Below are 25,054 nucleotides of genomic sequence, written 5' to 3'. Positions count from 1 at the left end.
AAAAGAAGCTTTGGCTTCTTTTTTTTTGATCATCTATAAGTGCTTATACAACTGAGAAAATATAAAACACTTGAGAATTTTCTTAAGTCATACATTGTGACTTAAGAATTTGATAAAGAACATTGTATGAAATAAAAAAGAGAAAATCATAAATATTTGAAAAATAATAATAAATAAAATTGGCATGCAAGTTGCAATAATCTTATGGAGAATATGAGGATTTTGGTATGCAGCAACTCAATGTAGAACAGCCTCCTTGCTTTATTCATGTTACAGGGACTCAGCGTGACAAATATATCGAATTTGAATTTTCGATAGGTGATCCAGAGTTAGCTGTAGAAATGATTATGCCAGTCAAGGCTTTTGAAGAATTCTGCGCACACCATCAAGTACAGCACCTAAGTACGGATGATTTTGCAAAGATTGAATATGACCGCATGAAGTGGCGATTTGGACAGGCCGGTATTAGAGAATAAAAACTCTAGTCTTTATTAAAAAATCAGGAAGATTTATATGCAAATTGATATTAAAACATCTTCAGTTAAGCCTTTAAGAAATACTTATGCTTATATTGAAAAAAGATTTGGTGATAAACCAGCTTCACGTTATCAAGAAGCGACCTACGATATTCAGGAAGAAATTAATTTTCATTACAAACCTTTATGGCAGCCTGAATTTGATCTTTACGATAAGGGCCGTACTGTAATCCAAATGAAAGATTGGTACGTGCTTAAAGATCCTCGTCAATTTTATTATGGGGCTTATACCCAAACTCGAGCTAAACAACAAGAGATTTTAGGGGTATCCGGAATTTCTGGTTGATAAAATGCCAAAGATGTAAAGAAGAAAATCTTTCTCAGCGGATTATCTGATTGATCCTCTTCAGCCTACTCTACTGCCAATTTTCTGTTTCCACCTTCGCCTGAGTCTTCATAGCGATGCTGACTAGGGAGGACAGCGAGAGCTGGGCAAGCGTCAAAGCGGTTCTGGTTCATGCGCAATCCGGACACCTGCACAACATTCCTCTTGTAAGAAACCGATCAAATTCTCTAGGTGCCCATACTCGGGTATACAGACAATCGTGCGGCTATGTTTCTCCTGCCGGATCAGCCCTACCTTGGCCATGCGCGCAAGGTGATGTGATAGCGTCGAAGCAGGAATACCCAGCCCCTTCTGGATATCTCCGACCGAAGCCCCATCATGGCCAGCTTTGACCAGAAAGCGGAACACGGACAGTCGGTGACTATTCCCTAGCTCAGCTAAGCTGGCTGCAACCTTTTCGTGATCCATAGCACGCCCCAATAATTCGATGTTTCTAGAATTATAGTTGACAGGTCGGATAAACGCAAGTAGGCTGCGTACATCATTTCGATAAAACTAGAAATATAGGAGTAATATTGAATGTCACCTCAACTCCAAGACGCTCTAGGCATGTTCGCCTTTCTCGCTATCGAGCTATCGGTTTTATTCATTGGCATTAGCTTGCTGGTCGGAGTTCTTCAACGTCACATCCCACCATCCAAGGTGGAAGCGTTACTGACTTCCAGTGGGAAGCGAGGCTATTTTCTTGCTGCTGGTTTAGGAGCTATAACGCCCTTCTGTAGTTGCTCGACTATCCCCATGTTGAAAGGGTTGATTCAGGCACGGGCCGGTTTTGGGCCGATGATGGTGTTTCTTTTCACATCTCCGTTGCTGAATCCTATCGTCGTCGGCCTGCTGGTTGCCACGTTTGGATGGACACTTACTGCTATCTATGTGCTCGCCGCTTTGGTGGTCGCGGTAGGTGCCGGATGGCTGCTTCACACGCTTGGCTTCGAGCGTTATGTGCGCCGGACGGCGACACAAGAGAGCAGTGGATGTAGTTCATCAGCAAGCCCGTGCAGTGCTACATCGACCGCATCGAGTTGCGGCACCAACAGCTGCGACACCACTCCGAAGACGGCTTCTTGCGGGGCTGATAGGAAGACAACAGTCTCTACGTCTAGCGAATGCTGTGACAGTCAACCCACTGTCACGGTTAAGAAAGAAGGGAAGTACAATGGTGTGTGGCGGGAAGCTTGGTCGGACTTTATCGATGTGTTGCCTTACCTGCTCATCGCTATTGCGATTGGCAGCGTGATCTATGGTTTCATGCCCACTGACTTATTGGAGCAGTATGCAGGCCCAGATAATCCCTTTGCCATTCCAGTTGCCGCTGTCATCGGCGTGCCGTTGTATATTCGCGCTGAAGCCGTCATACCTCTGGCAGCGGCTCTGATGGCCAAAGGCGTGGGTGCCGGGACGGTGCTTGCGTTGATCATCGGCAGTGCCGGAGCCAGCCTGACTGAGCTCATTCTGTTGCGCTCTTTGTTCACGCTGAAGCTTTTAGCGGCGTTTTTAGCAGTCATTTTTGCTATGGCGATGATTGCCGGTTACGCCACCTACCTGTTTTTCTGATCAAGGCGGGAGATGATTAATTCGTTAAGCCTTCCTGGTTACCAGTTGGTGGATTCTGATGAGCAGAATGAAGACATACATTTTCGGCTTGAAGCACCTACACCAGTAGCCTGCGAGGGGTGCTGCGTGCAGGGTGAGTTCGTGCGGTTCGGCAAGCGTGATGTTCCCTATCGTGACCTGCCCATCCACGGCAAGCGGGTCACCCTCTGGGTAGTTCGTCGCCGGTACACCTGCCGGGCCTGCAAGACCACCTTCAGGCCCCAGCTACCGGAGATGGTGGACGGCTTCCGCATGACGCTGCGGTTGCATGAGTACGTGGAGAAGGAAGCCTTCAATCACCCCTACGCCTACGTGGCTGATACCACTTATCCATAGTATAATGAATAATAGTAGTTAAAGTAGTTTAGGAGGGGGATATTAGGGAGGTTTTTACTTTAAATAAAAATTAACAAGGTCTATAATTTATAGTAGTTAAAGTGGTTAAAGAGAGGTGGGAGGATTTTTTATTTCTCCCTGAATCAAAATAAAGAAAGAAGGAATCGAATTGTTAAAACAAAAGGAACTAATGGCAAGGGTTAAGGAACTTGTCCAGTCAGATGAACGAATATCTGCTTGTATGATGTATGGCTCTTTTACAAAAGGAGAGGGAGATCAATACTCTGATATAGAATATTACGTTTTTCTAAAAGATGATACAATTTCCACCTTTGATTCAGCAAAATGGCTAAATGAAGTCGCTTCCTACACTTTACTCTATCAAAATGAGTACGGTACGGAAGTAGTAATTTTTGAAAATCTAATACGTGGTGAATTTCATTTCCTTTCCGAAAACGAAATGAATATTATTCCTTCATTCAAAGAATCAGGCTACATTCCTGACACAAAAGCAATGTTTATTTATGATGAAACAGGACAACTAGAATTGTATTTATCAGAGTTGGAAGGTCCGGGACCAAATAGACTTACAGAAGAAAACGTAAATTTTTTATTGAATAATTTTTCCAACCTATGGTTAATGGGGATTAATGTTCTTAAAAGAGGGGAAAATGCACGTTCACTGGAACTTTTATCTCAATTACAAAAAAATATACTACAACTCATTCGAATTGCGGAAGAAAATGCCGATAATTGGTTTAATATGACAAAGAATCTTGAAAAAGAAATTAGTCCTGAAAACTATGAAAAGTTTAAAAAGACTACTGCCCGATTAAATGAATTAGAACTATATGAAGCCTATAAGAACTCTTTGCTTCTCGTTATGGAACTTCGAAATCTCGTTGAAAAACAGTATCAATTAACCATTAGCGATGATTTTTTAGGCAAACTGTTTAATTATATGAACGAATAAATAAAAAGCCTGTATCTCAAGTGATAACTAAGATACAGGCTTTAATTGTTATTTACTTTAAATACATGTTCTCAAAGTGAAAGTATTGATTTTAATGGATTTTTAATAGTTTACTCTTGATAATATTGCGGGCCTGGACGAGAAGACGGTACGCGACATTTTCAACGCCCGCGCCGAATTCCTGGGGCGCTGGCACCGCTTCGAGACGCCCCGCATTCTCGGCATTGACGAGTTGTACCTGAACAAGCGCTACCGCTGCATCCTGACCAACATCGAGGAGAGGACCCTGCTCGACCTGCTGGCCACCCGCCGTCAGGACGTGATGACCAACTACCTGATGAAGATGAAAGACCGGCAGAAGGTCAAGATCGTCAGCATGGACATGTGGAATCCCTACCGAGCAGCGGTCAAGGCGGTGCTGCCACAGGCCCGCATCGTGGTCGATAAGTTCCATGTGGTGCGCATGGCCAACGATGCCCTGGAGAAGGTGCGCAAGGGCCTCAGGAAGGAGCTGATGCCCTCCCAGAGCCGAACCCTCAAGGGTGACCGGAAAATCCTGCTGAAACGCGCTCACGAAGTCTCAAACCGGGAACGCCTCATCATGGAGACCTGGACCGGCGCATTCCCACAACTGCTGGCCGCCTACGAGCACAAGGAACGTTTCTACGGCATCTGGGACGCTACCACACGGCCCCAGGCAGAAGCCGCCCTGGACGAGTGGATAGCCACCATCCCGAAGGGCCAGAAGGAAGTCTGGAGCGATCTGGTCAGGGCTGTAGGCAACTGGCGCGAAGAGATCATGACCTACTTCGAGACGGACATGCCCGTCACCAACGCTTACACGGAGTCCATCAACCGACTGGCCAAGGACAAGAACCGTGAAGGACGTGGTTACTCCTTCGAGGTGATGCGGGCACGAATGCTCTACACCACGAAGCACAAGAAGAAGGCCCCGACCGCGAAGGTCTCTCCGTTCTACAAGAAAACCATCGGTTACGGACTGCCGGACTTCGCAGAGGAACTCAACTACGGGGTCGATCTATCAACCATCTGATAATGGTATCAGGTTGGTGGGGTAAAGGTGCCCCATCAACCATTAAATCCGTATACCCGATTTTAGAAAGTAATTTTACGCTTGTTGAAAAACACGATTTATTAAGAAATATTTCTGAAGAAATTCTAAACAAAGTAACGAAATTACTACTCCCACTTTATTGTAAACAAGACATTTTTATCTTTTATATTCAATGGCTTATTTTCCTGCTAATTGGTAATACCATGAAAAATACCATGCTCAGAAAAGGCTTAACAATATTTTGAAAAATTGCCTACTGAGCGCTGCCGTACAGCTCCATAGGCCGCTTTCCTGGCTTTGCTTCCAGATGTATGCTCTTCTGCTCCTGCAGCTAATGGATCACCGCAAACAGGTTACTCGCCTGGGGATTCCCTTTCGACCCGAGCATCCGTATGAGACTCATGCTCGATTATTATTATTATACTCTGTACACGACAAATTTCACAGAACCCTTATCCTATCAGGATTCTGCTTTCTTAAAATTGCCAAAATTTCCTTAAACTCTTCTTTTTTCCCAAAACCAATTAAACGCTGAATCGCCATTTGAACATAGTCTAAACCATAGCGAAATAAACTCATTGAGAGTCGTCCATGCTTCTTTATTTTTATCGCTTTTTTTTGATTATGTTGCCATTCACCCGTTAAGTAACACCAACAGAAGCTTATAGCTAACACCGCAATCAATTTTTTCACTCGTCTAGGGTCTGTCAAGCGCGTATTTTCAAGATTAAACCCGCGTCCTTTGAGACAACTGAATAAGGTTTCAATTTCCCAGCGTAATGCATAATCCTGAATAGCATTGGCATTAAACTGAGGAGAAACGACGAGTAAAAGCTCTCCATTTTCTAACTGTAGTGCACTTATATATAGTTTCACCCGACCAACCAAAATCCGTCGTTTACGACATTCAATTTGACCAACTTTAAGATGGCGAAATAAATCACTAATTTTATGATTCTTTCCTAAATGATTGGTGACAATGAAGTTTTTTTAACACGAATGCAGAAGTTGATGTCTTGTTCAATTAACCATGTAAACCACTGCTCACCGATAAACTCTCTGTCTGCGAACACATTCACAATACGGTCTTTACCAAAAATGGCTATAAAGCGTTGAATCAAAGCAATACGCTCTTTCGTATCTGAATTTCCACGTTTATTAAGCAATGTCCAAAGGATAGGTATCGCTATTCCACGATAAACGATTGCGAGCATCAGGATATTAATATTTCGTTTTCCCCATTTCCAATTGGTTCTATCTAAAGTCAGTTGCACTTGGTCGAATGAAAACATATTGAAAATCAACTGAGAAATTTGACGATAATCAAAATACTGACCTGCAAAGAAGCGCTGCATACGTCGATAAAATGATTGTGGTAAACACTTGATGGGCAAGGCTTTAGATGCAGAAGAAAGATTACATGTTTGCTTTAAAATAATCACAAGCATGATGAGCGCAAAGCACTTTAAATGTGACTTGTTCCATTTTAGAGATTTGTTTAAGATAAGATATAACTCATTGAGATGTGTCATAGTATTCGTCGTTAGAAAACAATTATTGTGACATTATTTCAATGAGTTATCTATTTTTGTCGTGTACAGAGATTATTATAGAAGCCCCCATGAATAAATCGCTCATCATTTTCGGCATCGTCAACATAACCTCGGACAGTTTCTCCGATGGAGGCCGGTATCTGGCGCCAGACGCAGCCATTGCGCAGGCGCGTAAGCTGATGGCCGAGGGGGCAGATGTGATCGACCTCGGTCCGGCATCCAGCAATCCCGACGCCGCGCCTGTTTCGTCCGACACAGAAATCGCGCGTATCGCGCCGGTGCTGGACGCGCTCAAGGCAGATGGCATTCCCGTCTCGCTCGACAGTTATCAACCCGCGACGCAAGCCTATGCCTTGTCGCGTGGTGTGGCCTATCTCAATGATATTCGCGGTTTTCCAGACGCTGCGTTCTATCCGCAATTGGCGAAATCATCTGCCAAACTCGTCGTTATGCATTCGGTGCAAGACGGGCAGGCAGATCGGCGCGAGGCACCCGCTGGCGACATCATGGATCACATTGCGGCGTTCTTTGACGCGCGCATCGCGGCGCTGACGGGTGCCGGTATCAAACGCAACCGCCTTGTCCTTGATCCCGGCATGGGGTTTTTTCTGGGGGCTGCTCCCGAAACCTCGCTCTCGGTGCTGGCGCGGTTCGATGAATTGCGGCTGCGCTTCGATTTGCCGGTGCTTCTGTCTGTTTCGCGCAAATCCTTTCTGCGCGCGCTCACAGGCCGTGGTCCGGGGGATGTCGGGGCCGCGACACTCGCTGCAGAGCTTGCCGCCGCCGCAGGTGGAGCTGACTTCATCCGCACACACGAGCCGCGCCCCTTGCGCGACGGGCTGGCGGTATTGGCGGCGCTGAAAGAAACCGCAAGAATTCGTTAACTGCACATTCGGGATATTTCTCTATATTCGCGGTTCAGCAGGCATGTCCCCTTTGAGGGCGACCCGACGACAGGATAATCGACCTTATGGTGCGCAAATATTTCGGCACAGACGGTATTCGTGGCAAAGCCAACGAAGGCGCGATGACGGCGGAAACCGCCTTGCGCGTCGGCATGGCGGCTGGCCGTGTCTTTCGTCGCGGTGACCACCGCCATCGTGTCGTGATCGGCAAGGATACGCGCCTGTCGGGCTATATGCTTGAACCCGCGCTCACAGCCGGTTTCACCTCGATGGGCATGGACGTATTCCTTTTTGGCCCGCTGCCGACAACGTATAGGAAGAATAAACGCCCTTTTCACCCAAGTCCAACAGCTTTGGACCGCAGTTGACTCTTTCGACACCCCTGCGATGCAACCCAATCCGGCTGACGGGGAGCCAGCAACGCTGAAAATTTACCCTCCTCTTTCCCACTAGCGGCTCCTTTTCCGACAACCAGCACGGCGGATCCCTGCCGCGGCGCTGTGAACGCAGCATTTTGATTGGTATCGTTGGCCTTCAGGCTCGTCAGTCAAACAGACCCAGGAGCAGCTCAGCCGGTGGCGCCCGGCTTTCGGGTAACGCCCTGGTCCCGCTGGTTTCGGCTTTGTGCTTCAGGTGATCAAGGATCTGCTTGATCACTATAGGGTCTTCAATGCAGGCGATGACTTTCATGGCGCCGCCGCAGCCGCTGCAGGTCTCGATGTCGATATTGAAAACACGCTTGAGCCGTTGCGCCCATGTCATCGACGCTCGCCGTTGTGCTGGTGTTGCCGGTTCATCAGCCACCCTGACCTTGTTGCCCCTGCCCCGTTTTGCCGGCGTGACCAACGCCCGGTGCCGACTGTTGGGTGCGAACACCCCGTGGAAGCGGGTTAGGTTGACTCTGGGCTTCGGTACCAGGTGTGTTTGAACAATAAAGTTGTAAACTAATAGTTCAATAAATTCAATTATTTAAAAATTTAATATGTTCCAGTTTTTACATTAAAGTCTTAAACTCAACAGGAACATTGCTCTAAACCAACTATGATTTTTGACAAAATAGTTGTAAACCAAGATTATCAAACCATTGTTTTAATTGGTTTTATCTTTTCAGTTTACAACTATAATGTAAATTTCAAGATTCTAGTTTAGAACTTTAATGTTCAGTTTAGAAATATATTGTCAAAGCACAGTGAACCTAAAAAAGATTCTATATTACAGGATATTAAAACTATTCATGAGCGCCCAGCCGAAGTTCAAGAAAGAAAAATACCGGGTCATTGGGAAGCTGATTTAATTAAAGGTAAAGACAATAAAAGTTCGATAGCAACACTTATTGAACGAAATACACGGCTCTGTATCTTGGCAACATTACCTGATGCAAAGGCAGAATCAGTGCGCAAGGCTTTAACTGAAGCTCTGAAATATTTACCTGCAGAACTGCGTAAAACGTTGACCTATGACCGTGGACGTGAGATGTCAGAACATAAAATACTCGAAGAAGATTTAGGCATAGATGTATATTTCTGTGACCCACATTCACCCTGGCAAAAAGGCACATGCGAAAATATGAATGGTTTAATTAGGCAATATTTACCTAAAGGGATTGATTTAAATCAGGCAGATCAGCATTATTTAAATCAAGTTGCCATGTCACTGAATACTCGTCCTAGAAAGGCGTTAGATTGGCTTACACCATTAGAGAAATTTGCTCAGCTTGTTGATTATCATATGGCTTTTGAAACTGTCGCACCTCATGTTTGAATTCGCCCCATATTTTTGCTACAGTGAACCAAATTAAGATCATCTATTTACTAGGCCTCGCATTTGCGGGGTTTTTAATGCTGAATAAAAGGAAAACTTGATGGAATTGCCCAATATTATGCACCCGGTCGCGAAGCTGAGCACCGCATTAGCCGCTGCATTGATGCTGAGCGGGTGCATGCCCGGTGAAATCCGCCCGACGATTGGCCAGCAAATGGAAACTGGCGACCAACGGTTTGGCGATCTGGTTTTCCGCCAGCTCGCACCGAATGTCTGGCAGCACACTTCCTATCTCGACATGCCGGGTTTCGGGGCAGTCGCTTCCAACGGTTTGATCGTCAGGGATGGCGGCCGCGTGCTGGTGGTCGATACCGCCTGGACCGATGACCAGACCGCCCAGATCCTCAACTGGATCAAGCAGGAGATCAACCTGCCGGTCGCGCTGGCGGTGGTGACTCACGCGCATCAGGACAAGATGGGCGGTATGGACGCGCTGCATGCGGCGGGGATTGCGACTTATGCCAATGCGTTGTCGAACCAGCTTGCCCCGCAAGAGGGGATGGTTGCGGCGCAACACAGCCTGACTTTCGCCGCCAATGGCTGGGTCGAACCAGCAACCGCGCCCAACTTTGGCCCGCTCAAGGTATTTTACCCCGGCCCCGGCCACACCAGTGACAATATCACCGTTGGGATCGACGGCACCGACATCGCTTTTGGTGGCTGCCTGATCAAGGACAGCAAGGCCAAGTCGCTCGGCAATCTCGGTGATGCCGACACTGAGCACTACGCCGCGTCAGCGCGCGCGTTTGGTGCGGCGTTCCCCAAGGCCAGCATGATCGTGATGAGCCATTCCGCCCCCGATAGCCGCGCCGCAATCACTCATACGGCCCGCATGGCCGACAAGCTGCGCTGAGCCATGGCTGACCACGTCACCCCCAATCTGCCATCGCGCGATTTCGATGTGACAGAGGCGTTTTATGCGAAGCTGGGCTTTGCGACGAGTTGGAAGGATCGCGGCTGGATGATCCTGCAGCGCGGCGGTTTGCAGCTCGAATTCTTCCCCTATCCTGACCTCGACCCAGCTACGAGCTCGTTCGGCTGTTGCCTGCGGTTGGATGATCTCGATGCCATGGTGGCATTGGTGAACGCGGCGGGAGCCGAGGAAAAAAGCACCGGCTGGCCGCGCTTCAAAGCTCCGCAACTGGAGGCGAGCGGCCTGAGGATCGGCTACCTGATCGATCCCGACTGCACGCTGGTGCGGCTGATCCAGAACCCCGACTGACCGCATGCCCGCGAAAATCAAGATTTGCGGGATCAGCACACCCGAGGCGCTCGATGCGACCATCGCGGCGCGGGCGGACTATGCCGGGTTGGTGTTCTATCCAGCGTCGCCCCGTGCGGTTACGTCGAATGTCGCGGGCGCTTTGACATCGCGCGCAGCTGGCCAGATCGCCATGGTCGGTTTGTTCGTCGATGCGGATGATGCTGTCATCGCCGACGCACTGGTGGCAGCCAAGCTGAACGCGCTGCAGCTGCACGGTTCGGAATCGCCCGAACGCGTGGCCCAGTTGCGCGCGCGGTTTGGCAAGCCGGTGTGGAAGGCGCTGCCCGTCGCCAGCGCCAGCGATGTCGCACGCGCCGCAGCCTATGCCGGGGCGGCGGACTTGATCTTGTTCGACGCCAAGACCCCCAAAGGCGCGCTGCCCGGCGGCATGGGGTTGGCGTTCGACTGGTCGCTGCTGGCCGGATATCGCGGTGCCTTGCCGTGGGGGCTGGCAGGCGGGCTAAATCCGACGAATGTTGCCGAGGCGATTGCGCGCACCGGAGCGCCGCTGGTCGATACCTCCAGCGGCGTCGAAAGCGCGCCGGGCGTCAAGGATACCGACAAGATTACCAATTTCGCCTTTGCGGTGCGCTTGGCCTAAATCGCGTCGATCAATAGGCGTCGTTCAGCGCAAAGATCGGCTTGCGGGTGCGCCACTGCCCTCGGGTGAAGTCGGGAAAATCTAACGTGCGATTGCCCTCAGCAATCGATTGTTCCGACAGAGGCGTGATCGCGCTCCAGGCCAGCGCGTCGTAAATGTCGATTGGCATCGGGGCCTTGGCCTTCAGCGCCTCGACAAAAGCGTGGATCACGAACCAGTCCATCCCGCCATGCCCGGCCCCTGCCGCCAGATCGGCGTAGCGTTTCCATAGCGGGTGATCGTATTTCGCAAACCAGCCCTCGGCAGGCTCCCAGCGGTGCGGCTGTGGGCTCTTGCCCTCCAGATAGATCGACTTGTTGACGTCCATCCACAGCCCCTCGGTGCCTTGCACCCGAAAGCCGAGAGAATAGGGGCGCGGCAGCGAGGTGTCGTGGCACAGCATGATCGTTTCACCATTAGTGCAGCCGATCATGGTGTTGACCACATCACCCAGTGCGAATTTCACCTCGGCGTTGGGATGATCGGCAGAGCCGTTCTTGACGACATAATCATGCAGCCCGCGCGCCTTACAGCCGAAGCCGCCAGCGCCCGCTTCGCCCGGCAACGCGACCTTCAGGGTGCGGGTCTGCGGCGGGTAGCACACGCCGGCATCGGCGCAGCCCTGGTACTTCACGGTCAGGGTGGTCGCGCTCGCGCCGGCCGCGGGCGTGCCGGTGAGGGTGCCGAGCAATTCCTTGCGGTAGGTTTCGACGTCGCCGAAGAATTCGTCGCGGTAGGCCTTGCCCTTCGGCAGCGCCATGGTCGCGCCGGTGAAGGCGGCATCGGCCTTGACCGAGGTGCGGTGCCGGTACAGGTAATAGCCGTCGGCGATCCGCCAGCGCACCTCGATGCGGTCCGGCGCGGTGGCCTGCGCGGACAGGACGAAGACCTCGTCGACCGGCGGCAGTTCGAAGTCCTGGGCGACGGCCGAGGTCGCGGGCAGCGCAAGCAGCAGGGCGAGCCCGGCCAGCCAGCGGCGCAGGCGGATCGTGGATGCGGTCATTGGCTCAGTTTACCGGTCGGCTCTCGGCGGCCAGCCATTGCAGGTATTCGGGCAGGCCGGACGCGGCTTCGACCGCGAGCAGCTCCGGGAGTTCGTAGGGATATAGTATTTTATTAAATTCTTATGGGAAATGACGAATGTTAAATTATCTTAAGAGCTTTAATAATATCAATACTTATTTGATTTTATCGATAATTCTGCTGTTAATCATAATATCTCTAGATTATTTCTAAACTGAATGAATGTTTATAATGAGTGATTCATATTGCTATTGAAATCGCCTTCTCACTTTGAAAGAAGGCGAGGATGAGGGACTTTTATGTTGAATTATCATTTTAAAAATGCCTTATAAAAGAAGCTTAATGTGTTTTCTTATATAGGTTTAAACATAATTGTTGTATATCTTAAATCCAATTGATCTTAAAATTTTCCTTTATTTTTTGTTATGAGTGCGAGAAAATTGTCAAAAAGGTCAATCAGACTGGGCGTTAATTTGTTTTGCATACTTTTTCCTATATCGAATTAAAGTCATATAACTAACACCATAATCTTTAGCTATTTGAGTGAAAGGGTATGAATCGTCCTTATTTTTAAGGGTATGAATTAACTCTTTTAGTTTTTCTTCTGTAATCGCAGGCGATCTTCCCTTGTATTTACCTTTCTTTTTTTTAGCTAATTTAATTCCCTCTGCTTGATTCTCACTAATAATACCCCTTTCAAGTTCAGCTACAGCGCCTAATACATGGAGTTGAAACTTATGTGTTTGAACAATAAAGTTGTAAACTAATAGTTCAATAAATTCAATTATTTAAAAATTTAATATGTTCCAGTTTTTACATTAAAGTCTTAAACTCAACAGGAACATTGCTCTAAACCAACTATGATTTTTGACAAAATAGTTGTAAACCAAGATTATCAAACCATTGTTTTAATTGGTTTTATCTTTTCAGTTTACAACTATAATGTAAATTTCAAGATTCTAGTTTAGAACTTTAATGTTCAGTTTAGAAATATATTGTCAAAGCACAGAAGGGTTTGCTCGGGTCGGTGGCTCTGGTAACGACCAGTATCCCGATCCCGGCTGGCCGTCCTGGCCGCCACATGAGGCATGTTCCGCGTCCTTGCAATACTGTGTTTACATACAGTCTATCGCTTAGCGGAAAGTTCTTTTACCCTCAGCCGAAATGCCTGCCGTTGCTAGACATTGCCAGCCAGTGCCCGTCACTCCCACTCGATTGTAAACAAGCACACAAAACCCTTTAGTGACAACAATTTGCAAGAACTATCAGGCTCAGTGCCATGAAAAATACCATGACCAGATCATGAGGTTGAACACGGCTTGCGCCGGCAGCGTTCACGCTCCTGGTCGGCGATCTCGCCCGGCTGCAATGCTAGCTCAGCATCGGTCATGCGCTCCAGCACGTCGCGTAGGCGGATGGTGCAAGGAATGGGCGGCAGCTCGAACTCATAGCCGCCGGCGATCATTTCGGCCGCAATCTCCTCGGTGATGAAAAACGGCTCGTCGTCTTGGTTCGGCTTCTTCATGCCCTTTCCTCCTGGCGCTCATCCTGGCCGACAGCGGCCAGGGCATCGGCTTCCGTCAATGCGTCCTCCACGAACGCGCCGTGCTGCTTCGCTTCGGCCTGGCTGACCTCGGCCCATATCCGTTTCACCTGGGCCGCACTGTACCCGGCCAGCTCGGCGGTCTTGTTGATGCTGTAGCCGGACTTGCGCAGCGCGACAACTTGGGCGCGGCGCTTCGGATCAGCACGGCGGCCCTTGTACCGCCCGGCCTGGCGGGCCAACTCAATGCCTTGGCGCTGGCGTTCGCGCCTGTCCTCGTAGTCGTCGCGGGCCATCTGCAAGGCCAGGCGAAAAAGCATGATCTGCACGGCTTCCAGCACGATCTTGGCGACGCCCTGGGCCTCGGCCGCCAGGTCGGATAGATCGACCACGCCAGGGACGGCCAGGCGTGCGCCTTTGGCCTGTATCGAGGCCACCAGGCGCTCGGCCTCGGGCAAAGGTAGGCGGCTGATGCGGTCGATCTTCTCGGCAATGACCACCTCGCCGGGCTGTAGGTCGCCGATCATGCGCAGCAGCTCAGGCCGGTCGGCGCGTGCGCCGGATGCCTTCTCACGGTAGATGCCGGCGACGTAGTAGCCGGCGGCCTTCGCGGCCGTAGTGATCGCCTCTTGGCGTTCCAAGTCCTGCGCGTCGGTGCTGACGCGCAGATAGACCCGCGCCACCATCGGCGCGGCTACTGGCTTCGTCCTGCGCATACTTGCGGGCTCCTTTGGGCATACTCAAATGCACCCATCTTAAACTGGCAGCTAATGTACAAAAGTTGATAGAAGCACACAAGTTCAATTTTGCACTTCTGCCCCACTATTGCAAAACTGCTTGTTAGTAGCCGTTTTTTCTTACTGTTTATAGATTCAATAATTTTTGAAACGAAAAATTGGGACTAAACATTTCGGTTTCGTTTTCTGTCGATTCGTCCTGCGTATCTTTTGCATAAACAAACATTTGTTGTTCGTAGTTTTCGATGGCATTTTCAATACTTGTAAATTCTCCGTTTGTAAGGTTTTCAGACAATATCAAAGCATCCAATAATCCCGTATTTACACCCTGTCCTGCAAAAGGCGACATCAAATGAGCAGCATCGCCAATCATTGTTATGGGTAATGGACGGTTACTTTTCCAATCATTGTTCAAAGGAAATTTCCTTGTGGGCAAGCATTGAAATGTTGATACCGAACGTATTAATTGTTTGTAAACTTCACTCCATTTGGAAAATCTTTTCAATAAAAAATCGGCAACGCTGTTTCTGTCCTGAAAATCTAAGGGAATTTTATTTTTCCATTCATCGGGCGTTTTAAAACTAATTCCTAAATACAATGCACCATTATTATTGGGATTGGCAAACAATAAAATGCCCTGATGTCCCGCCATTAATCGGTTGCCGTTGCATAGCTGAAAAAATCCGGGACAGTTTATTTCCGGTTGAAGAATATCAGCTTGGATGTTGAAAGTACCGGTTTCTTCAACTTGCGTGTCGGTAACAAAGCTCCTTATTTTCGACATTCCACCATTGGCAAGAATAACCAAATCTGCTGTTTCACTCGGTTTATTCTCAAAAGTTAGTGTCCACTTCTTCTTACCAGGTTCAAGCATAACAAGTTTTCTATCCCAAATAACCGTGTCGTTTTCTAAACTATTCAACAAGATAGCCCTTAAGTCATTTCTGTTTATTTCAGGATTGTCAAATCGATTTTCGGGCTTTACATTTTTTGTGGATAAAATATTGCCTTTTTCATCAGCAATATTTACACCCATTGGTAAGGCTAAGTCATAATAAGTTTGTAACAATCCCGCTTTTTTCATTGCTTCCTGACCTGAACCTTTGTGTAGGTCAAGGGTTCCACCAAAAATTCTTGCCTCTCGGTCGTTGTCTCTTTCGTAAACTGAAACGTCTATGCCGTTTTGCTGTAATAATTTTGCCATAGTCAGTCCAACGGGTCCACCACCAATTATTGCAACGTTCTTATCACTAAGTAAATTCATTTGTTTGTCTGTATCTATTCGCATTGTCATTCAAAAATGGCACATAACAAGTGGCTATACGCCAAATGGCGTATATATCCACTATATCTTATTTTGCTAAACCTTTCATTATCAGTGACAAATCCGTTTTCAACCGTTTACCGTTCGTTTCTACTCTCTCAAAAGGATTTATATTCATAGTGCTTTTTGTTAAGTTTTGCTCAAATATACAAATCCTTTCTATATATCTAACAAATCCATCGGACTTTTTAATTGTTCCATTCCCTTGGTGGTAATATGTGTATAAACCTCAGTTGTTTTACTGCTTGAATGACCTAACAACGATTGAATATAACGTAAACTCGTACCATTCTCAAGCAAATGCGTTGCAAAGCTATGTCGTAAGGTATGTACAGTAACTTCCTTTTGAATCTTTGCTTTTAAAACAGCTGCTTTAAAAATGTTTTGAATACTTCGGCTTGAGTATGCGCCACCTTTTTGACCTTCAAATAAATAATCTTTTGGTTTATATTCCATAAAGTATGTTCTTAAAATAATTAATGTTTTCTCAGATAAAATGGTATAACGACCTCTTTTTCCTTTTGACTGTTCTATACGAATTTGCATGCGCTTGGAGTCAATGTCTTTTATTTTCAGGTTTATACATTCAGAAATGCGCAAACCTGCCGAATAAATAGTCATCAGAATAGCCTTGTGTTTCACGTTTTCAATAGCGCGTAGTACCCGAATGGTTTCTTCTTCACTCATCACAACAGGAAGTGTTTTTTCTTTTTTTGGTCTTTCGATGAAATATGTTTTCCGTTGTCCACCCAAAACACGTTCGTAATAAAACTTAATCGCATTGATTGCCTGGTTTTGATAAGATATTGAAACTTTTCGCTCCATAACCAAATGTCGGAGAAATGATTGTATATGTCCTTCATTCAATCGATCGACGTATAGGAAGAATAAACGCCCTTTTCACCCAAGTCCAACAGCTTTGGACCGCAGTTGACTCTTTCGACACCCCTGCGATGCAACCCAATCCGGCTGACGGGGAGCCAGCAACGCTGAAAATTTACCCTCCTCTTTCCCACTAGCGGCTCCTTTTCCGACAACCAGCACGGCGGATCCCTGCCGCGGCGCTGTGAACGCAGCATTTTGATTGGTATCGTTGGCCTTCAGGCTCGTCAGTCAAACAGACCCAGGAGCAGCTCAGCCGGTGGCGCCCGGCTTTCGGGTAACGCCCTGGTCCCGCTGGTTTCGGCTTTGTGCTTCAGGTGATCAAGGATCTGCTTGATCACTATAGGGTCTTCAATGCAGGCGATGACTTTCATGGCGCCGCCGCAGCCGCTGCAGGTCTCGATGTCGATATTGAAAACACGCTTGAGCCGTTGCGCCCATGTCATCGACGCTCGCCGTTGTGCTGGTGTTGCCGGTTCATCAGCCACCCTGACCTTGTTGCCCCTGCCCCGTTTTGCCGGCGTGACCAACGCCCGGTGCCGACTGTTGGGTGCGAACACCCCGTGGAAGCGGGTTAGGTTGACTCTGGGCTTCGGTACCAGGGCGGCCAGCCTTGCAATGAAATCCAATGGTTCGAAAATGACGTGCGTGGTGCCGTCCCGGTACGGCGTCTTGAGCTGGTAGCGCACGTTGCCGCCTCGTGTTAACGACAGCCGCTTCTCGGATACCGCCGGGCGGCTGATGTACCGGCACAGCCGTTCGAGCTTCTTGCGTTCATCGGCCCTGGCCGCCACGCCGGCGTGCAGGCTGGACCCGGCTACCTTGCCAATCCCGTCACCGAACGGATCACCACTGGTCGGCAGAGTTTGCAAAGTGAACACCTTTCGCCCCGCCTGTGAACCGACAGCGATACGGTAAGTGATCGAGTGCCCCAGCAGGGGTGTCATCGGGTCGTCATCCACCGCATCCGAGGCCAGATAGCTGTTTTCGACATCCCGTTCCAGCAGGCCTTGCCGTTCCAGATAGCGACCCACCCGGTGGGCGATGGTGTGCGTCAGCTGGGTGAGCTCTGGGCTGGTCGGCGCCTTGACCCAGCGGAAACGCGCTGAGCCGTGGGATTGCTCGACATACACACCGTCGAGAAACAGCATGTGGAAGTGAACATTCAGATTGAGCGCCGATCCAAAACGCTGGATCAGGGTGACCGCGCCCGTCTTGGCCACTTGGTGGGTATGGCCCGCTTTCTTGACCAGGTGCGTGGCAATGACGCGGTAAACGATGCCCAGCACCCACCCCATGATCTCGGGCCGGCTGGCAAACAGGAAACGCAGCTGAAACGGGAAGCTCAACACCCACTGACGCATGGGTTGTTCAGGCAGTACTTCATCAACCAGCAAGGCGGCACTTTCGGCCATCCGCCGCGCCCCACAGCTCGGGCAGAAACCGCGACGCTTACAGCTGAAAGCGACCAGGTGCTCGGCGTGGCAAGACTCGCAGCGAACCCGTAGAAAGCCATGCTCCAGCCGCCCGCATTGGAGAAATTCTTCAAATTCCCGTTGCACATAGCCCGGCAATTCCTTTCCCTGCTCTGCCATAAGCGCAGCGAATGCCGGGTAATACTCGTCAACGATCTGATAGAGAAGGGTTTGCTCGGGTCGGTGGCTCTGGTAACGACCAGTATCCCGATCCCGGCTGGCCGTCCTGGCCGCCACATGAGGCATGTTCCGCGTCCTTGCAATACTGTGTTTACATACAGTCTATCGCTTAGCGGAAAGTTCTTTTACCCTCAGCCGAAATGCCTGCCGTTGCTAGACATTGCCAGCCAGTGCCCGTCACTCCCATTCAGTACTTAATGAAAGCTACGGAACAACTAATAAATTTTATGGTTTGCATCTCACCCAAGAAGAAGCAGAAAAAACCATCCCGAAATTATTAGAACGTACTCAAAAGTATTTAAACCATAAAAAAGGTTAATACCCTTGCGTTGATCAGCTAATTGATCAACTGCTGGCTTTATAAACGCAAACGATGTTTTTTTAGTTGATTAAAATAATCCAAAACTTAATTTTGATAATTCAGCACCCATAATTCTACTAATGCATTTCCATCAAGCCTTAATTCAAACCATATTCAATTAACAATGAATTAACACCACTACGGCGTTATTTCTTAAATGTGGTATATGGCTTTACCCACCCCCTACTCGTCTATGGCTAATTGTTCCAGTGTCAGTCAAAAAATGAAATATAATTCATTCTCAAAAATGAGAATCTGTTCACAAATGGGAACGCGAAGCAGCCTTAATTTTAAAAATACCAGTTCATCTAGACTAAATTTGAGTAAGTCTGATTAATATTGAATAAAAAACCTAAGTTTTTCGCCGTATGTTTTAATCTTCAATGGTTTAACTTTAATGAAATTTTTTTTAAATAAACTAATTTAGTGGATTTTGACCGTTATAATGGTTTTATCTCGAGGCATATTGCCTTAAACTTGGAGCCGTGTGATATTAAAACTATCTAGTATCTTTTCTCATGAAGCTAGGATTGAATCCCTTGTTATTCAATTTGAAGCCGATTATCAAACTGCACTAAAGCAAGGTTTAGATATTTACTTTGGCGTTGGCTATGCAACTAATGAGGATAGTCAATCTATACAGGCGTATCTTGTGAAAGATAAGGAGATTTATAAAAAGCATTACTGGAGTTGGGAATACCCAAGAACACCACACAAAATTGAAAAAACTAAAGCTGAGCACCGCCATTGGTTAAACCTAGCTGATGTACGAAACGCTGCGCTCGAGGCGAATATTACAAATGAAGCAGATCTACAATCTGTTTTACAACGTTCATTCGCTACAATATAAAAAGGTAATCTAAATGATAAAAAAAAGTGTGGGTTTTGAACGTGCTTCTGATGTTCAAGCCATCGTTTACTCAGTAAATGATGGATCTGCAGTTTTTGTCGTACCAAATGGCTTTGTGGTGCTGGAGGTTCCATTGTCACAAACTCAAGCCGAGTACTTCAAGATGTATGAGAAGTCACCTAATGTATTTGTGTTGCACGGTAAGGCAAAATTCCATTACGTGTGTGATTGTGAAGTTGAACTGGTTGGCTTTAGTATAGAAAAATCTAAGCTAACAAATCAATTGGTCAATCCAAGCTTATTTAGCCACATTGATAAACCTGCAGTCAGTATAGATTGCGTCTATGATGATATGTCTGCACCAACTATAAGCCCTGGCTTTTATTGTTAATTAGCTGGTATAAAAGTAGCCCGAAATTCGGGCTTTTAATTTGTCTGAAGACAAGTTATTTCAACTCGCACGGCGCTTTAATTCTGATGTTATTTGCCCAAGAAAAAACATCCGAACCTTTTTGTGGGAAAGGCTGACTCTTAGAATACTGCAACCAACACACCGAATTATGGGTTGGATCTTGTGCCTTACGTTTTTCACGTAATTTAATCAGGCTTTCTCTTAACGCTGCAGTATCGTATTTTGGATCAAGTGACATAAAACCTACCGCAAACAGATCCGCATAAGATTCTCGCCATAGTTGCGTTTTACCGCTACTTTCAGCGGTTACAAAGGTAGATACATCATCCATCTTTACTTTGGACCGATCAGACGGCGCAATTGAATTTAATGCTTTAAGTGGCTGGCCAAGTTCACCAGGCACATCGGTCGCACGATCTAAACAGTGAGATAACTCGTGCGCTAATATCAGCATTTCCCAATCGTTGTAGCTTACATCGGTTTTTGCTTCTTTATACATGGTGTTCATGCTGGTTTTAGACATATTCACCAGGCAATATCCTGTACTAGATCTTAATGAAGCTGGAGAAGCTTGCGGTATATCTAAGGAAGTTAAAGCCCAACTTTCGTTAAAGTCACCTAACACAAGTGGCGCGTTGTAGTTTTCCTTGGCAAACTTTTGTAGTTGATTGAAGTTACTACCCGGTACCATCGCAGCAATATGGTCATGGTTGAACTGTTTCTTTTCTAGCGTTTTGAAACACCATATAAAACCATATGACAGTAGAAACATTAGGAATGGAACAACAGCAACAGAGAGCATAAGTAGCATAAAGTTTTCGTCTAGTCGCTTGGTTCGGTCTTTGGTCTTAATATAAGGTGTTGCCAAGCACCAGCTGAGCACTACTGTCATCAAGATTAAAATAACAAGAAAAGTCATGGTGTAGCCAACTGGTTGAATAAACGTAAAGGCAATCCACGCAAAACAAGTTAGGACGGTTAAGGTCCACAAAATGATGTTTAAAATGATTTTTGTTTTCACGCCGTTGGCATCCCTAATCTATAAAAATAAATGTGGCCCATTAAACGGGCCATATTGAGTCTGTTCTCTTCATCATCGCCAATGTGGTCGATATAAATATATTAATAAACCATCAAAGCTAAAAACTTTTCTTAAAAATTTAAGATGCCTGCACACCAGGATAATCGTTGTAGTTGCCATCAATAAATTGATTGGTAGATTTACTGACATCATCATACCAAATCGGCATGCATTTCGACTTGTCAGTTTGATCGATGGCCATGTATGGAAGTCCTAATTCGTTTTGAATCAATTCAGCATCCATAAATGGCTCAAGAACCTTCATAGGAATGGAAAACAAACACTCAACATACCCATTATCATGAATGACCTTCCGGCTGGCTTTAGAAGCACTGTCAAAGCGCAATGCATTCCACAAGTGAGAAGCTTCATTGATGGTATGTGGTTGTTTTAGGTAATTAGGATTTTCAGACGCATAGATCGACAGTGTATTCACATCAATCATCAGCTTAAGTACACCTGAACCGACCATATGTTCAATCGGTATATACAGCATGATAGCGCCGTATCCTAAGCTTCGTTTTTTAGCATCTGGATGTTCACCAATACCACCAATAACGCTATGAATAAGAATAGGTAGAGTTGTGTTCATTTTATAAACCTTTCAATAGTTTTATATCTCTTTATACATTTGATACCGCGTATAGCAGATATATAACACGGCGATGTTAATAGAGATTGCATACAGCCATTAATATTGATTAATGACTTCATCCATCACATAAATTGAGTAGTTGTACTGGTCTAAGCGATATTTGCTTTCTTCAGTATGTTCACTGGCCAATGCTTGTAGTTGAGTTTCGTTCATGGAAGAAGCATAGCGGTTACGGATTGATTTAAGCTGGCTCAATTCTAAACGTCCAGTACTCTTGGTCAGATTGCTAACAGTTGTGAATAGATCCTGGTCATATTCTTGCAATTCACCATACAGCCAAGCAAGGTGTTCTGCACTGATGTATGGGTTATTTTTTTCATAGTAGTTTTTCAGTTTGAGTAAACTCAAACCACATATGAACACAGCAACCATAAGGCTAATGACAAGCCCCTCACCGAGTTTAAGTAGGTACAGGAATATAAAGATACTAATCACGCCAATGGCAATAGAGATATATCGCATAGTTTGATTTTGGAACATTTCTAACATGGGCATTACTCACTTTTTGTAATGTTGTTTTGATAAAGATGGTCTATTTGAGCGATGGCAAGTTTCATGCGTTCCGTGGTGCAAGTCAGGTCGTCATCAAAACGATGGTTGAATTCAACAATCCCCTGTTCTTCCATGTCTTGCATTTCACGCTTAGCATTACTTAAGCCTTTTTCTATACCAACCAGATTCAAGTTAAAGAAGTCTTCTAGTAGCTTTTCACTCTCAATGATTTGTTTGAGCTCAGTGACATAGACTTCAGTTTTCTTTTTGCTGATTTCCGCAGCCATCGCATAACGAAAGTTGCCGTTTACAACAACAGTTTTGAGTTCTGGTGAATATTCGTTGTATTCACTTGGAATTCGACTAACGGACTGGACGGCGTGACTCCAGCCATATTTCTGAAAATATTCAATTCCCGTCATGGTATATACCTACGATTGTTCTTTTTTAAGTTCAATAACAGCCAATAACGCTTTGTTTTGGCGTTCCAATTCATATTGTTTTTGGCGGTCTACATTTTGGCGATCGAAAAGTTCTCTAATCTGCTGTTTGTAGTGGTTGTCATAGTACGAATAGGCTTTACGTTCTGCTTTTCTACGTGCAATGCGAACTTTGGGATGCCAGTTGAATTCTTTGTCGTCTGCATAACCCCTCATGAACTCAACCAGTTTGCTATCACCACGCATTTTACAAACCTTAATGAAGCCCATTTCTAAAACTGTAATTGGCGCACGGCGCGGATCTCCAAACTCCCAACGCCGTTTAATCCCAAAGCCACACATCTCTATTTGAACCGTAATCATGGTTTAACCTTTATCAAATGTTTGAGCTTCTGGATCTTCGACATTAAATCTGGACCATCACTTTCATGGTAAACAAGGTGTTCATTAACGAATGTGATAAAAGCATCCAATTCAGTTTGAATCGTTGCCAATTGATTGCGTAACCACTGGCATGTGGCTTCATCTTGTTTTATCGCCGTTTCAAGCAATCCTCTCGCATGTTCATAGGCATTTGCCTCACCTTGCGCCACCATATCTGCAGATGATTTCCAATCGCCCCATTTCTTATTCCAAAAGTCATCGAGCAACTGCAGTAATTTTTCCACTTCCAATTGGTCATCGCTGATGGCTGGTGTTTGCATTTGATAGATAGATTTTTTAGTTTCTACTTCACTTTGCATCCAACCATCACGAAAAGCTTCCCATTTCGCCTGATGCACCCAAGAAGAATAGTTGCCACTGGCCAACAGACTACCGACCACGCCGTATCTATTTTCAAAAGCGCTACGAGCTTCAATTTCTGAAGCAATGTTTTCATTAGTATTTTGCGTATCAATCATGCTGACTATCCCCATGAAGCAAAGGCACTTGTAATGAGATTTTTGTTTCCTTCATCTCATGAAGTTTTTGAATCGCACGTTCTGGATCTATCACCCATGCATCAAAGAGAAGTTGAGTGACAAAAGAAAACTTCTCACCAACTTTGCGGAACGGTGCGCCGTGGCCATTCAGGAATTGTTCAAACACAAGATATTGCTGTTCGATGGCCTGGTTAAGTTCAAACAGGTCAATACAGCCCTCTAGCAAGTTGTACTCACCTGAAGCATTCGGCATAAACATCCATTTACGCTCATGGGTTAAGCCATCTACATGTAGGTAGGCATGTTTGTTGAGGCTAGTCCACTCAGGTTTCATCATGACGTAGGTGTTGTACTCGTCATCTTCAAGATAGTTGTAGTGGGTAGCATCAACGGGTTTCTTTGCTAAAACAGAAATGGCCTGTTCAAGTGTCAGACCGAGAATGAGTGCATGTGGTGTAGTTGATGATTGGTGATCCATATTCCCTACCCCTTAGATTGTCGGGCTAGTCGGTTTAGGACCACTCAAACAAATTTCGTTTTGAACGTGATTGTAGATCTCAGCCAAGTGAGGTCGTGTGCTAAAGAATTGATCTTCTGATGTATCAGAGAGGTTAGCACTCATGACTGTGAGTAGTGCTTCATTTTTGAATTGCGCTTGAACCGCCGACTTTAATGCACCATTCAATGAAGCATGCAGATTGTTGAATAGCGAAATAACACGGGCATTCTGATCATTCTTTTTGAAGAAGATAAAATTAACTTCACGTTCACGGAAAAACACCAGCTGATATTCAAGCCCTGATTCTGATAAATCATTCCCCATATCAATCAATGCATCATCTGGCACGGCGAACGCAGCGTATTTTGAATCAAAGTTTTGAAGTGCTTTACTTGAGATTAGATTCAAACTTACTTTGCCTTGAATCGGCACACATTGGCTCAGTTTCTTAGCCAAGTAATGTGCAGCAGCCATGTGATGTGATCCACCAGCATTTTGAACAAAAATCTTAGGACTCCAGCCATAGATAAAAAATTGATCAGTGGTTGTATCTGGAGAGTTCAATAAACGGATTTCTGGCCATAACAACATTCGATCTAAATTTTCCATACTCACATCACTAATGTAATCAGGGCATGCGTTTTTTACAAAATCATCAATGCTACGGTACTGGCTTAAATCCGACTTGGAATTTGAGAAGCCCCCAATTTCAGATAGGTCAAGTAAGCATGGTGTTTCAAGATGAATGATTTCTGCAAAAATCGGATTAAATACTTCAGCCAATTCTTCAGCAAAGGTAGAGATGTAGAACGGCTTATGATTTTGCGTATCTTGACCAAGGTAGCTGATGGAATCGTTATCTTTGGCATGTGGATTCAAAACAATGTTTTTGCCTGGTACAAAATTAGTAGGAGATATACCAGTCATACAAAGAGAATCTTTGATTTGATGAAAAGGGAAAACATCGGTCATGGCGATGCTGTCAGAATTGACTAAACGGGTATCAATAAAGGGTTTTAACTTGAGATTCTTATAAAGCTTATGTTTTGCTGAAAATACCGAAAGTAAAGTGTCTAACATTTTAAGCACTCCATTGATTAATGCTTTATTAAAACTAATAAAGATATATTAATAC

General features: G+C 46.2%; 26 protein-coding genes and 8 pseudogenes. 14 read left to right on the top strand and 20 right to left on the bottom strand.

The genetic code is table 11. From position 1 onward, the window contains the following. Window positions 1-227 precede the first annotated feature (227 nt). Both MZO21_RS14060 and MZO21_RS14055 read left to right on the top strand, forming a co-directional pair. Complete coding sequence (locus MZO21_RS14060; RefSeq protein WP_006581702.1) at window positions 228-476, top strand: phenol hydroxylase subunit; 249 nt, start codon at window positions 228-230, stop codon at window positions 474-476. A 37-nt stretch (window positions 477-513) separates the two neighbouring features. Continuing rightward, window positions 514-792: pseudogene (locus MZO21_RS14055) on the top strand (phenol hydroxylase); the annotation flags it as partial. Window positions 793-975: 183 nt separating this feature from the next. On the opposite strand, the gene MZO21_RS14050 reads toward MZO21_RS14055, so the two are convergent. Beyond that, window positions 976-1,290, bottom strand: coding sequence for an ArsR/SmtB family transcription factor (locus MZO21_RS14050; protein WP_000349485.1), 315 nt, complete (start codon window positions 1,288-1,290; stop codon window positions 976-978). Between the two features lie 111 nt (window positions 1,291-1,401). Between MZO21_RS14050 and MZO21_RS14045 the strand changes: the two genes are divergently transcribed. From MZO21_RS14045 to MZO21_RS14030, 4 genes and pseudogenes are all read left to right on the top strand, one after another. After that, complete coding sequence (locus MZO21_RS14045) at window positions 1,402-2,436, top strand: permease (protein WP_029396327.1); 1,035 nt, start codon at window positions 1,402-1,404, stop codon at window positions 2,434-2,436. A gap of 12 nt (window positions 2,437-2,448) precedes the next feature. Beyond that, window positions 2,449-2,802, top strand: a pseudogene (locus tag MZO21_RS14040) (transposase family protein); the annotation flags it as partial. 178 nt (window positions 2,803-2,980) lie between these two features. Continuing rightward, window positions 2,981-3,784, top strand: coding sequence for a lincosamide nucleotidyltransferase Lnu(G) (gene lnu(G) / locus MZO21_RS14035; RefSeq protein WP_002333496.1), 804 nt, complete (start codon window positions 2,981-2,983; stop codon window positions 3,782-3,784). A 130-nt stretch (window positions 3,785-3,914) separates the two neighbouring features. Next, window positions 3,915-4,838, top strand: a pseudogene (locus tag MZO21_RS14030) (ISL3 family transposase); the annotation flags it as partial. Between the two features lie 462 nt (window positions 4,839-5,300). Here MZO21_RS14030 and MZO21_RS14025 read toward each other — a convergent pair. Continuing rightward, window positions 5,301-6,391, bottom strand: a protein-coding gene (locus MZO21_RS14025) for an IS4-like element ISAba1 family transposase (RefSeq protein ID WP_085940648.1) whose coding sequence is annotated in 2 segments (ribosomal slippage) — window positions 5,301-5,851 and window positions 5,851-6,391 — 1,092 coding nt in all. Because the reading frame shifts where the segments join, the coding sequence is not laid out codon by codon here. Between the two features lie 89 nt (window positions 6,392-6,480). On the opposite strand from MZO21_RS14025, the gene sul2 reads away from it, so the two are divergent. Both sul2 and glmM read left to right on the top strand, forming a co-directional pair. After that, window positions 6,481-7,296: a sulfonamide-resistant dihydropteroate synthase Sul2 gene (gene sul2 / locus MZO21_RS14020; RefSeq protein WP_001043260.1), complete on the top strand. Its 816-nt coding sequence runs from the start codon at window positions 6,481-6,483 to the stop codon at window positions 7,294-7,296. A gap of 86 nt (window positions 7,297-7,382) precedes the next feature. Then, window positions 7,383-7,625, top strand: a pseudogene (gene glmM, locus MZO21_RS14015) (phosphoglucosamine mutase); the annotation flags it as partial. 235 nt (window positions 7,626-7,860) lie between these two features. Here glmM and MZO21_RS14010 read toward each other — a convergent pair. Then, a pseudogene (locus tag MZO21_RS14010) lies at window positions 7,861-8,235 on the bottom strand (IS91 family transposase); the annotation flags it as partial. A 267-nt stretch (window positions 8,236-8,502) separates the two neighbouring features. On the opposite strand from MZO21_RS14010, the pseudogene MZO21_RS14005 reads away from it, so the two are divergent. The 4 genes and pseudogenes from MZO21_RS14005 to MZO21_RS13990 form a co-directional block, all read left to right on the top strand. Next, window positions 8,503-9,078: pseudogene (locus tag MZO21_RS14005) on the top strand (IS30-like element ISAba125 family transposase); the annotation flags it as partial. Between the two features lie 100 nt (window positions 9,079-9,178). Further along, entirely contained in the window at window positions 9,179-9,991 is an 813-nt protein-coding gene (locus tag MZO21_RS14000; protein ID WP_004201164.1) for a subclass B1 metallo-beta-lactamase NDM-1, read from the top strand. Window positions 9,992-9,994: 3 nt separating this feature from the next. Continuing rightward, window positions 9,995-10,360 carry a bleomycin binding protein Ble-MBL gene (gene ble, locus MZO21_RS13995; RefSeq protein ID WP_004201167.1) on the top strand — a complete coding sequence of 122 codons (366 nt, stop codon included), beginning with the start codon at window positions 9,995-9,997 and terminating at the stop codon, window positions 10,358-10,360. A gap of 4 nt (window positions 10,361-10,364) precedes the next feature. Next, window positions 10,365-11,003 carry a phosphoribosylanthranilate isomerase gene (locus MZO21_RS13990; RefSeq protein WP_004201168.1) on the top strand — a complete coding sequence of 213 codons (639 nt, stop codon included), beginning with the start codon at window positions 10,365-10,367 and terminating at the stop codon, window positions 11,001-11,003. Between the two features lie 10 nt (window positions 11,004-11,013). Here MZO21_RS13990 and MZO21_RS13985 read toward each other — a convergent pair. From MZO21_RS13985 to MZO21_RS13955, 9 genes and pseudogenes are all read right to left on the bottom strand, one after another. After that, window positions 11,014-11,580, bottom strand: a pseudogene (locus MZO21_RS13985) (hypothetical protein); the annotation flags it as partial. A gap of 90 nt (window positions 11,581-11,670) precedes the next feature. Then, a pseudogene (locus MZO21_RS13980) lies at window positions 11,671-12,045 on the bottom strand (protein-disulfide reductase DsbD domain-containing protein); the annotation flags it as partial. 4 nt (window positions 12,046-12,049) lie between these two features. After that, on the bottom strand, window positions 12,050-12,127 hold the full coding sequence (locus tag MZO21_RS15160) for a hypothetical protein (protein ID WP_233148753.1): 78 nt from the start codon (window positions 12,125-12,127) through the stop codon (window positions 12,050-12,052). 390 nt (window positions 12,128-12,517) lie between these two features. Then, the gene (locus MZO21_RS15155; RefSeq protein ID WP_348983682.1) at window positions 12,518-12,817 is read right to left on the bottom strand and encodes a recombinase family protein; all 300 of its coding nucleotides are present in this window, start codon (window positions 12,815-12,817) and stop codon (window positions 12,518-12,520) included. Window positions 12,818-13,365: 548 nt separating this feature from the next. Beyond that, window positions 13,366-13,590: a hypothetical protein gene (locus tag MZO21_RS13975; RefSeq protein WP_000743213.1), complete on the bottom strand. Its 225-nt coding sequence runs from the start codon at window positions 13,588-13,590 to the stop codon at window positions 13,366-13,368. Further along, complete coding sequence (locus tag MZO21_RS13970; RefSeq protein WP_001366550.1) at window positions 13,587-14,324, bottom strand: recombinase family protein; 738 nt, start codon at window positions 14,322-14,324, stop codon at window positions 13,587-13,589. The genes MZO21_RS13975 and MZO21_RS13970 overlap by 4 nt, the downstream gene beginning before the upstream one ends. 148 nt (window positions 14,325-14,472) lie before the next feature. After that, on the bottom strand, window positions 14,473-15,639 hold the full coding sequence (locus MZO21_RS13965; protein WP_024160783.1) for a tetracycline-inactivating monooxygenase Tet(X3): 1,167 nt from the start codon (window positions 15,637-15,639) through the stop codon (window positions 14,473-14,475). 189 nt (window positions 15,640-15,828) lie between these two features. After that, window positions 15,829-16,536 (bottom strand): tyrosine-type recombinase/integrase, encoded by a 708-nt coding sequence (locus tag MZO21_RS13960; RefSeq protein ID WP_160241743.1) that lies wholly within the window; start codon window positions 16,534-16,536, stop codon window positions 15,829-15,831. A 242-nt stretch (window positions 16,537-16,778) separates the two neighbouring features. After that, window positions 16,779-18,272 carry an IS91-like element ISCR2 family transposase gene (locus tag MZO21_RS13955; protein WP_001120888.1) on the bottom strand — a complete coding sequence of 498 codons (1,494 nt, stop codon included), beginning with the start codon at window positions 18,270-18,272 and terminating at the stop codon, window positions 16,779-16,781. 782 nt (window positions 18,273-19,054) lie between these two features. Here MZO21_RS13955 and MZO21_RS13950 point away from each other — a divergent pair. Together MZO21_RS13950 and MZO21_RS13945 are read left to right on the top strand one after the other, a co-directional pair. Continuing rightward, entirely contained in the window at window positions 19,055-19,417 is a 363-nt protein-coding gene (locus tag MZO21_RS13950) for a hypothetical protein (protein WP_227520106.1), read from the top strand. A gap of 13 nt (window positions 19,418-19,430) precedes the next feature. Further along, window positions 19,431-19,808: a hypothetical protein gene (locus MZO21_RS13945; RefSeq protein WP_057694184.1), complete on the top strand. Its 378-nt coding sequence runs from the start codon at window positions 19,431-19,433 to the stop codon at window positions 19,806-19,808. 55 nt (window positions 19,809-19,863) lie between these two features. Here MZO21_RS13945 and MZO21_RS13940 read toward each other — a convergent pair whose 3' ends face one another. The 8 genes from MZO21_RS13940 to MZO21_RS13905 form a co-directional block, all read right to left on the bottom strand. After that, window positions 19,864-20,748, bottom strand: a complete 885-nt coding sequence (locus MZO21_RS13940) for a hypothetical protein (protein WP_228716462.1) — start codon at window positions 20,746-20,748, stop codon at window positions 19,864-19,866. 241 nt (window positions 20,749-20,989) lie between these two features. Beyond that, window positions 20,990-21,502, bottom strand: coding sequence for a hypothetical protein (locus MZO21_RS13935; protein ID WP_043041524.1), 513 nt, complete (start codon window positions 21,500-21,502; stop codon window positions 20,990-20,992). Between the two features lie 99 nt (window positions 21,503-21,601). Further along, window positions 21,602-22,054: a hypothetical protein gene (locus MZO21_RS13930; protein WP_043041543.1), complete on the bottom strand. Its 453-nt coding sequence runs from the start codon at window positions 22,052-22,054 to the stop codon at window positions 21,602-21,604. Window positions 22,055-22,059: 5 nt separating this feature from the next. Continuing rightward, the gene (locus MZO21_RS13925; protein WP_033917401.1) at window positions 22,060-22,479 is read right to left on the bottom strand and encodes a hypothetical protein; all 420 of its coding nucleotides are present in this window, start codon (window positions 22,477-22,479) and stop codon (window positions 22,060-22,062) included. 9 nt (window positions 22,480-22,488) lie between these two features. Continuing rightward, window positions 22,489-22,860, bottom strand: a complete 372-nt coding sequence (locus MZO21_RS13920; RefSeq protein ID WP_005005929.1) for a hypothetical protein — start codon at window positions 22,858-22,860, stop codon at window positions 22,489-22,491. Then, window positions 22,857-23,399, bottom strand: a complete 543-nt coding sequence (locus tag MZO21_RS13915; RefSeq protein ID WP_005005928.1) for a hypothetical protein — start codon at window positions 23,397-23,399, stop codon at window positions 22,857-22,859. Before MZO21_RS13915 ends, MZO21_RS13920 begins: the two co-directional genes overlap by 4 nt. After that, complete coding sequence (locus MZO21_RS13910) at window positions 23,392-23,898, bottom strand: hypothetical protein (RefSeq protein ID WP_104221741.1); 507 nt, start codon at window positions 23,896-23,898, stop codon at window positions 23,392-23,394. Before MZO21_RS13910 ends, MZO21_RS13915 begins: the two co-directional genes overlap by 8 nt. A 12-nt stretch (window positions 23,899-23,910) precedes the next feature. Continuing rightward, window positions 23,911-24,999 carry a DUF6685 family protein gene (locus MZO21_RS13905; RefSeq protein WP_065995116.1) on the bottom strand — a complete coding sequence of 363 codons (1,089 nt, stop codon included), beginning with the start codon at window positions 24,997-24,999 and terminating at the stop codon, window positions 23,911-23,913. Window positions 25,000-25,054 lie beyond the last annotated feature (55 nt).

It is taken from the genome of Acinetobacter portensis (assembly GCF_023158935.1).
Lineage (GTDB): Bacteria > Pseudomonadota > Gammaproteobacteria > Pseudomonadales > Moraxellaceae > Acinetobacter > Acinetobacter faecalis.
The sequence above is the reverse complement of the archived record's forward strand: the minus strand, read 5'-3'. Positions and strand labels throughout refer to the sequence as shown.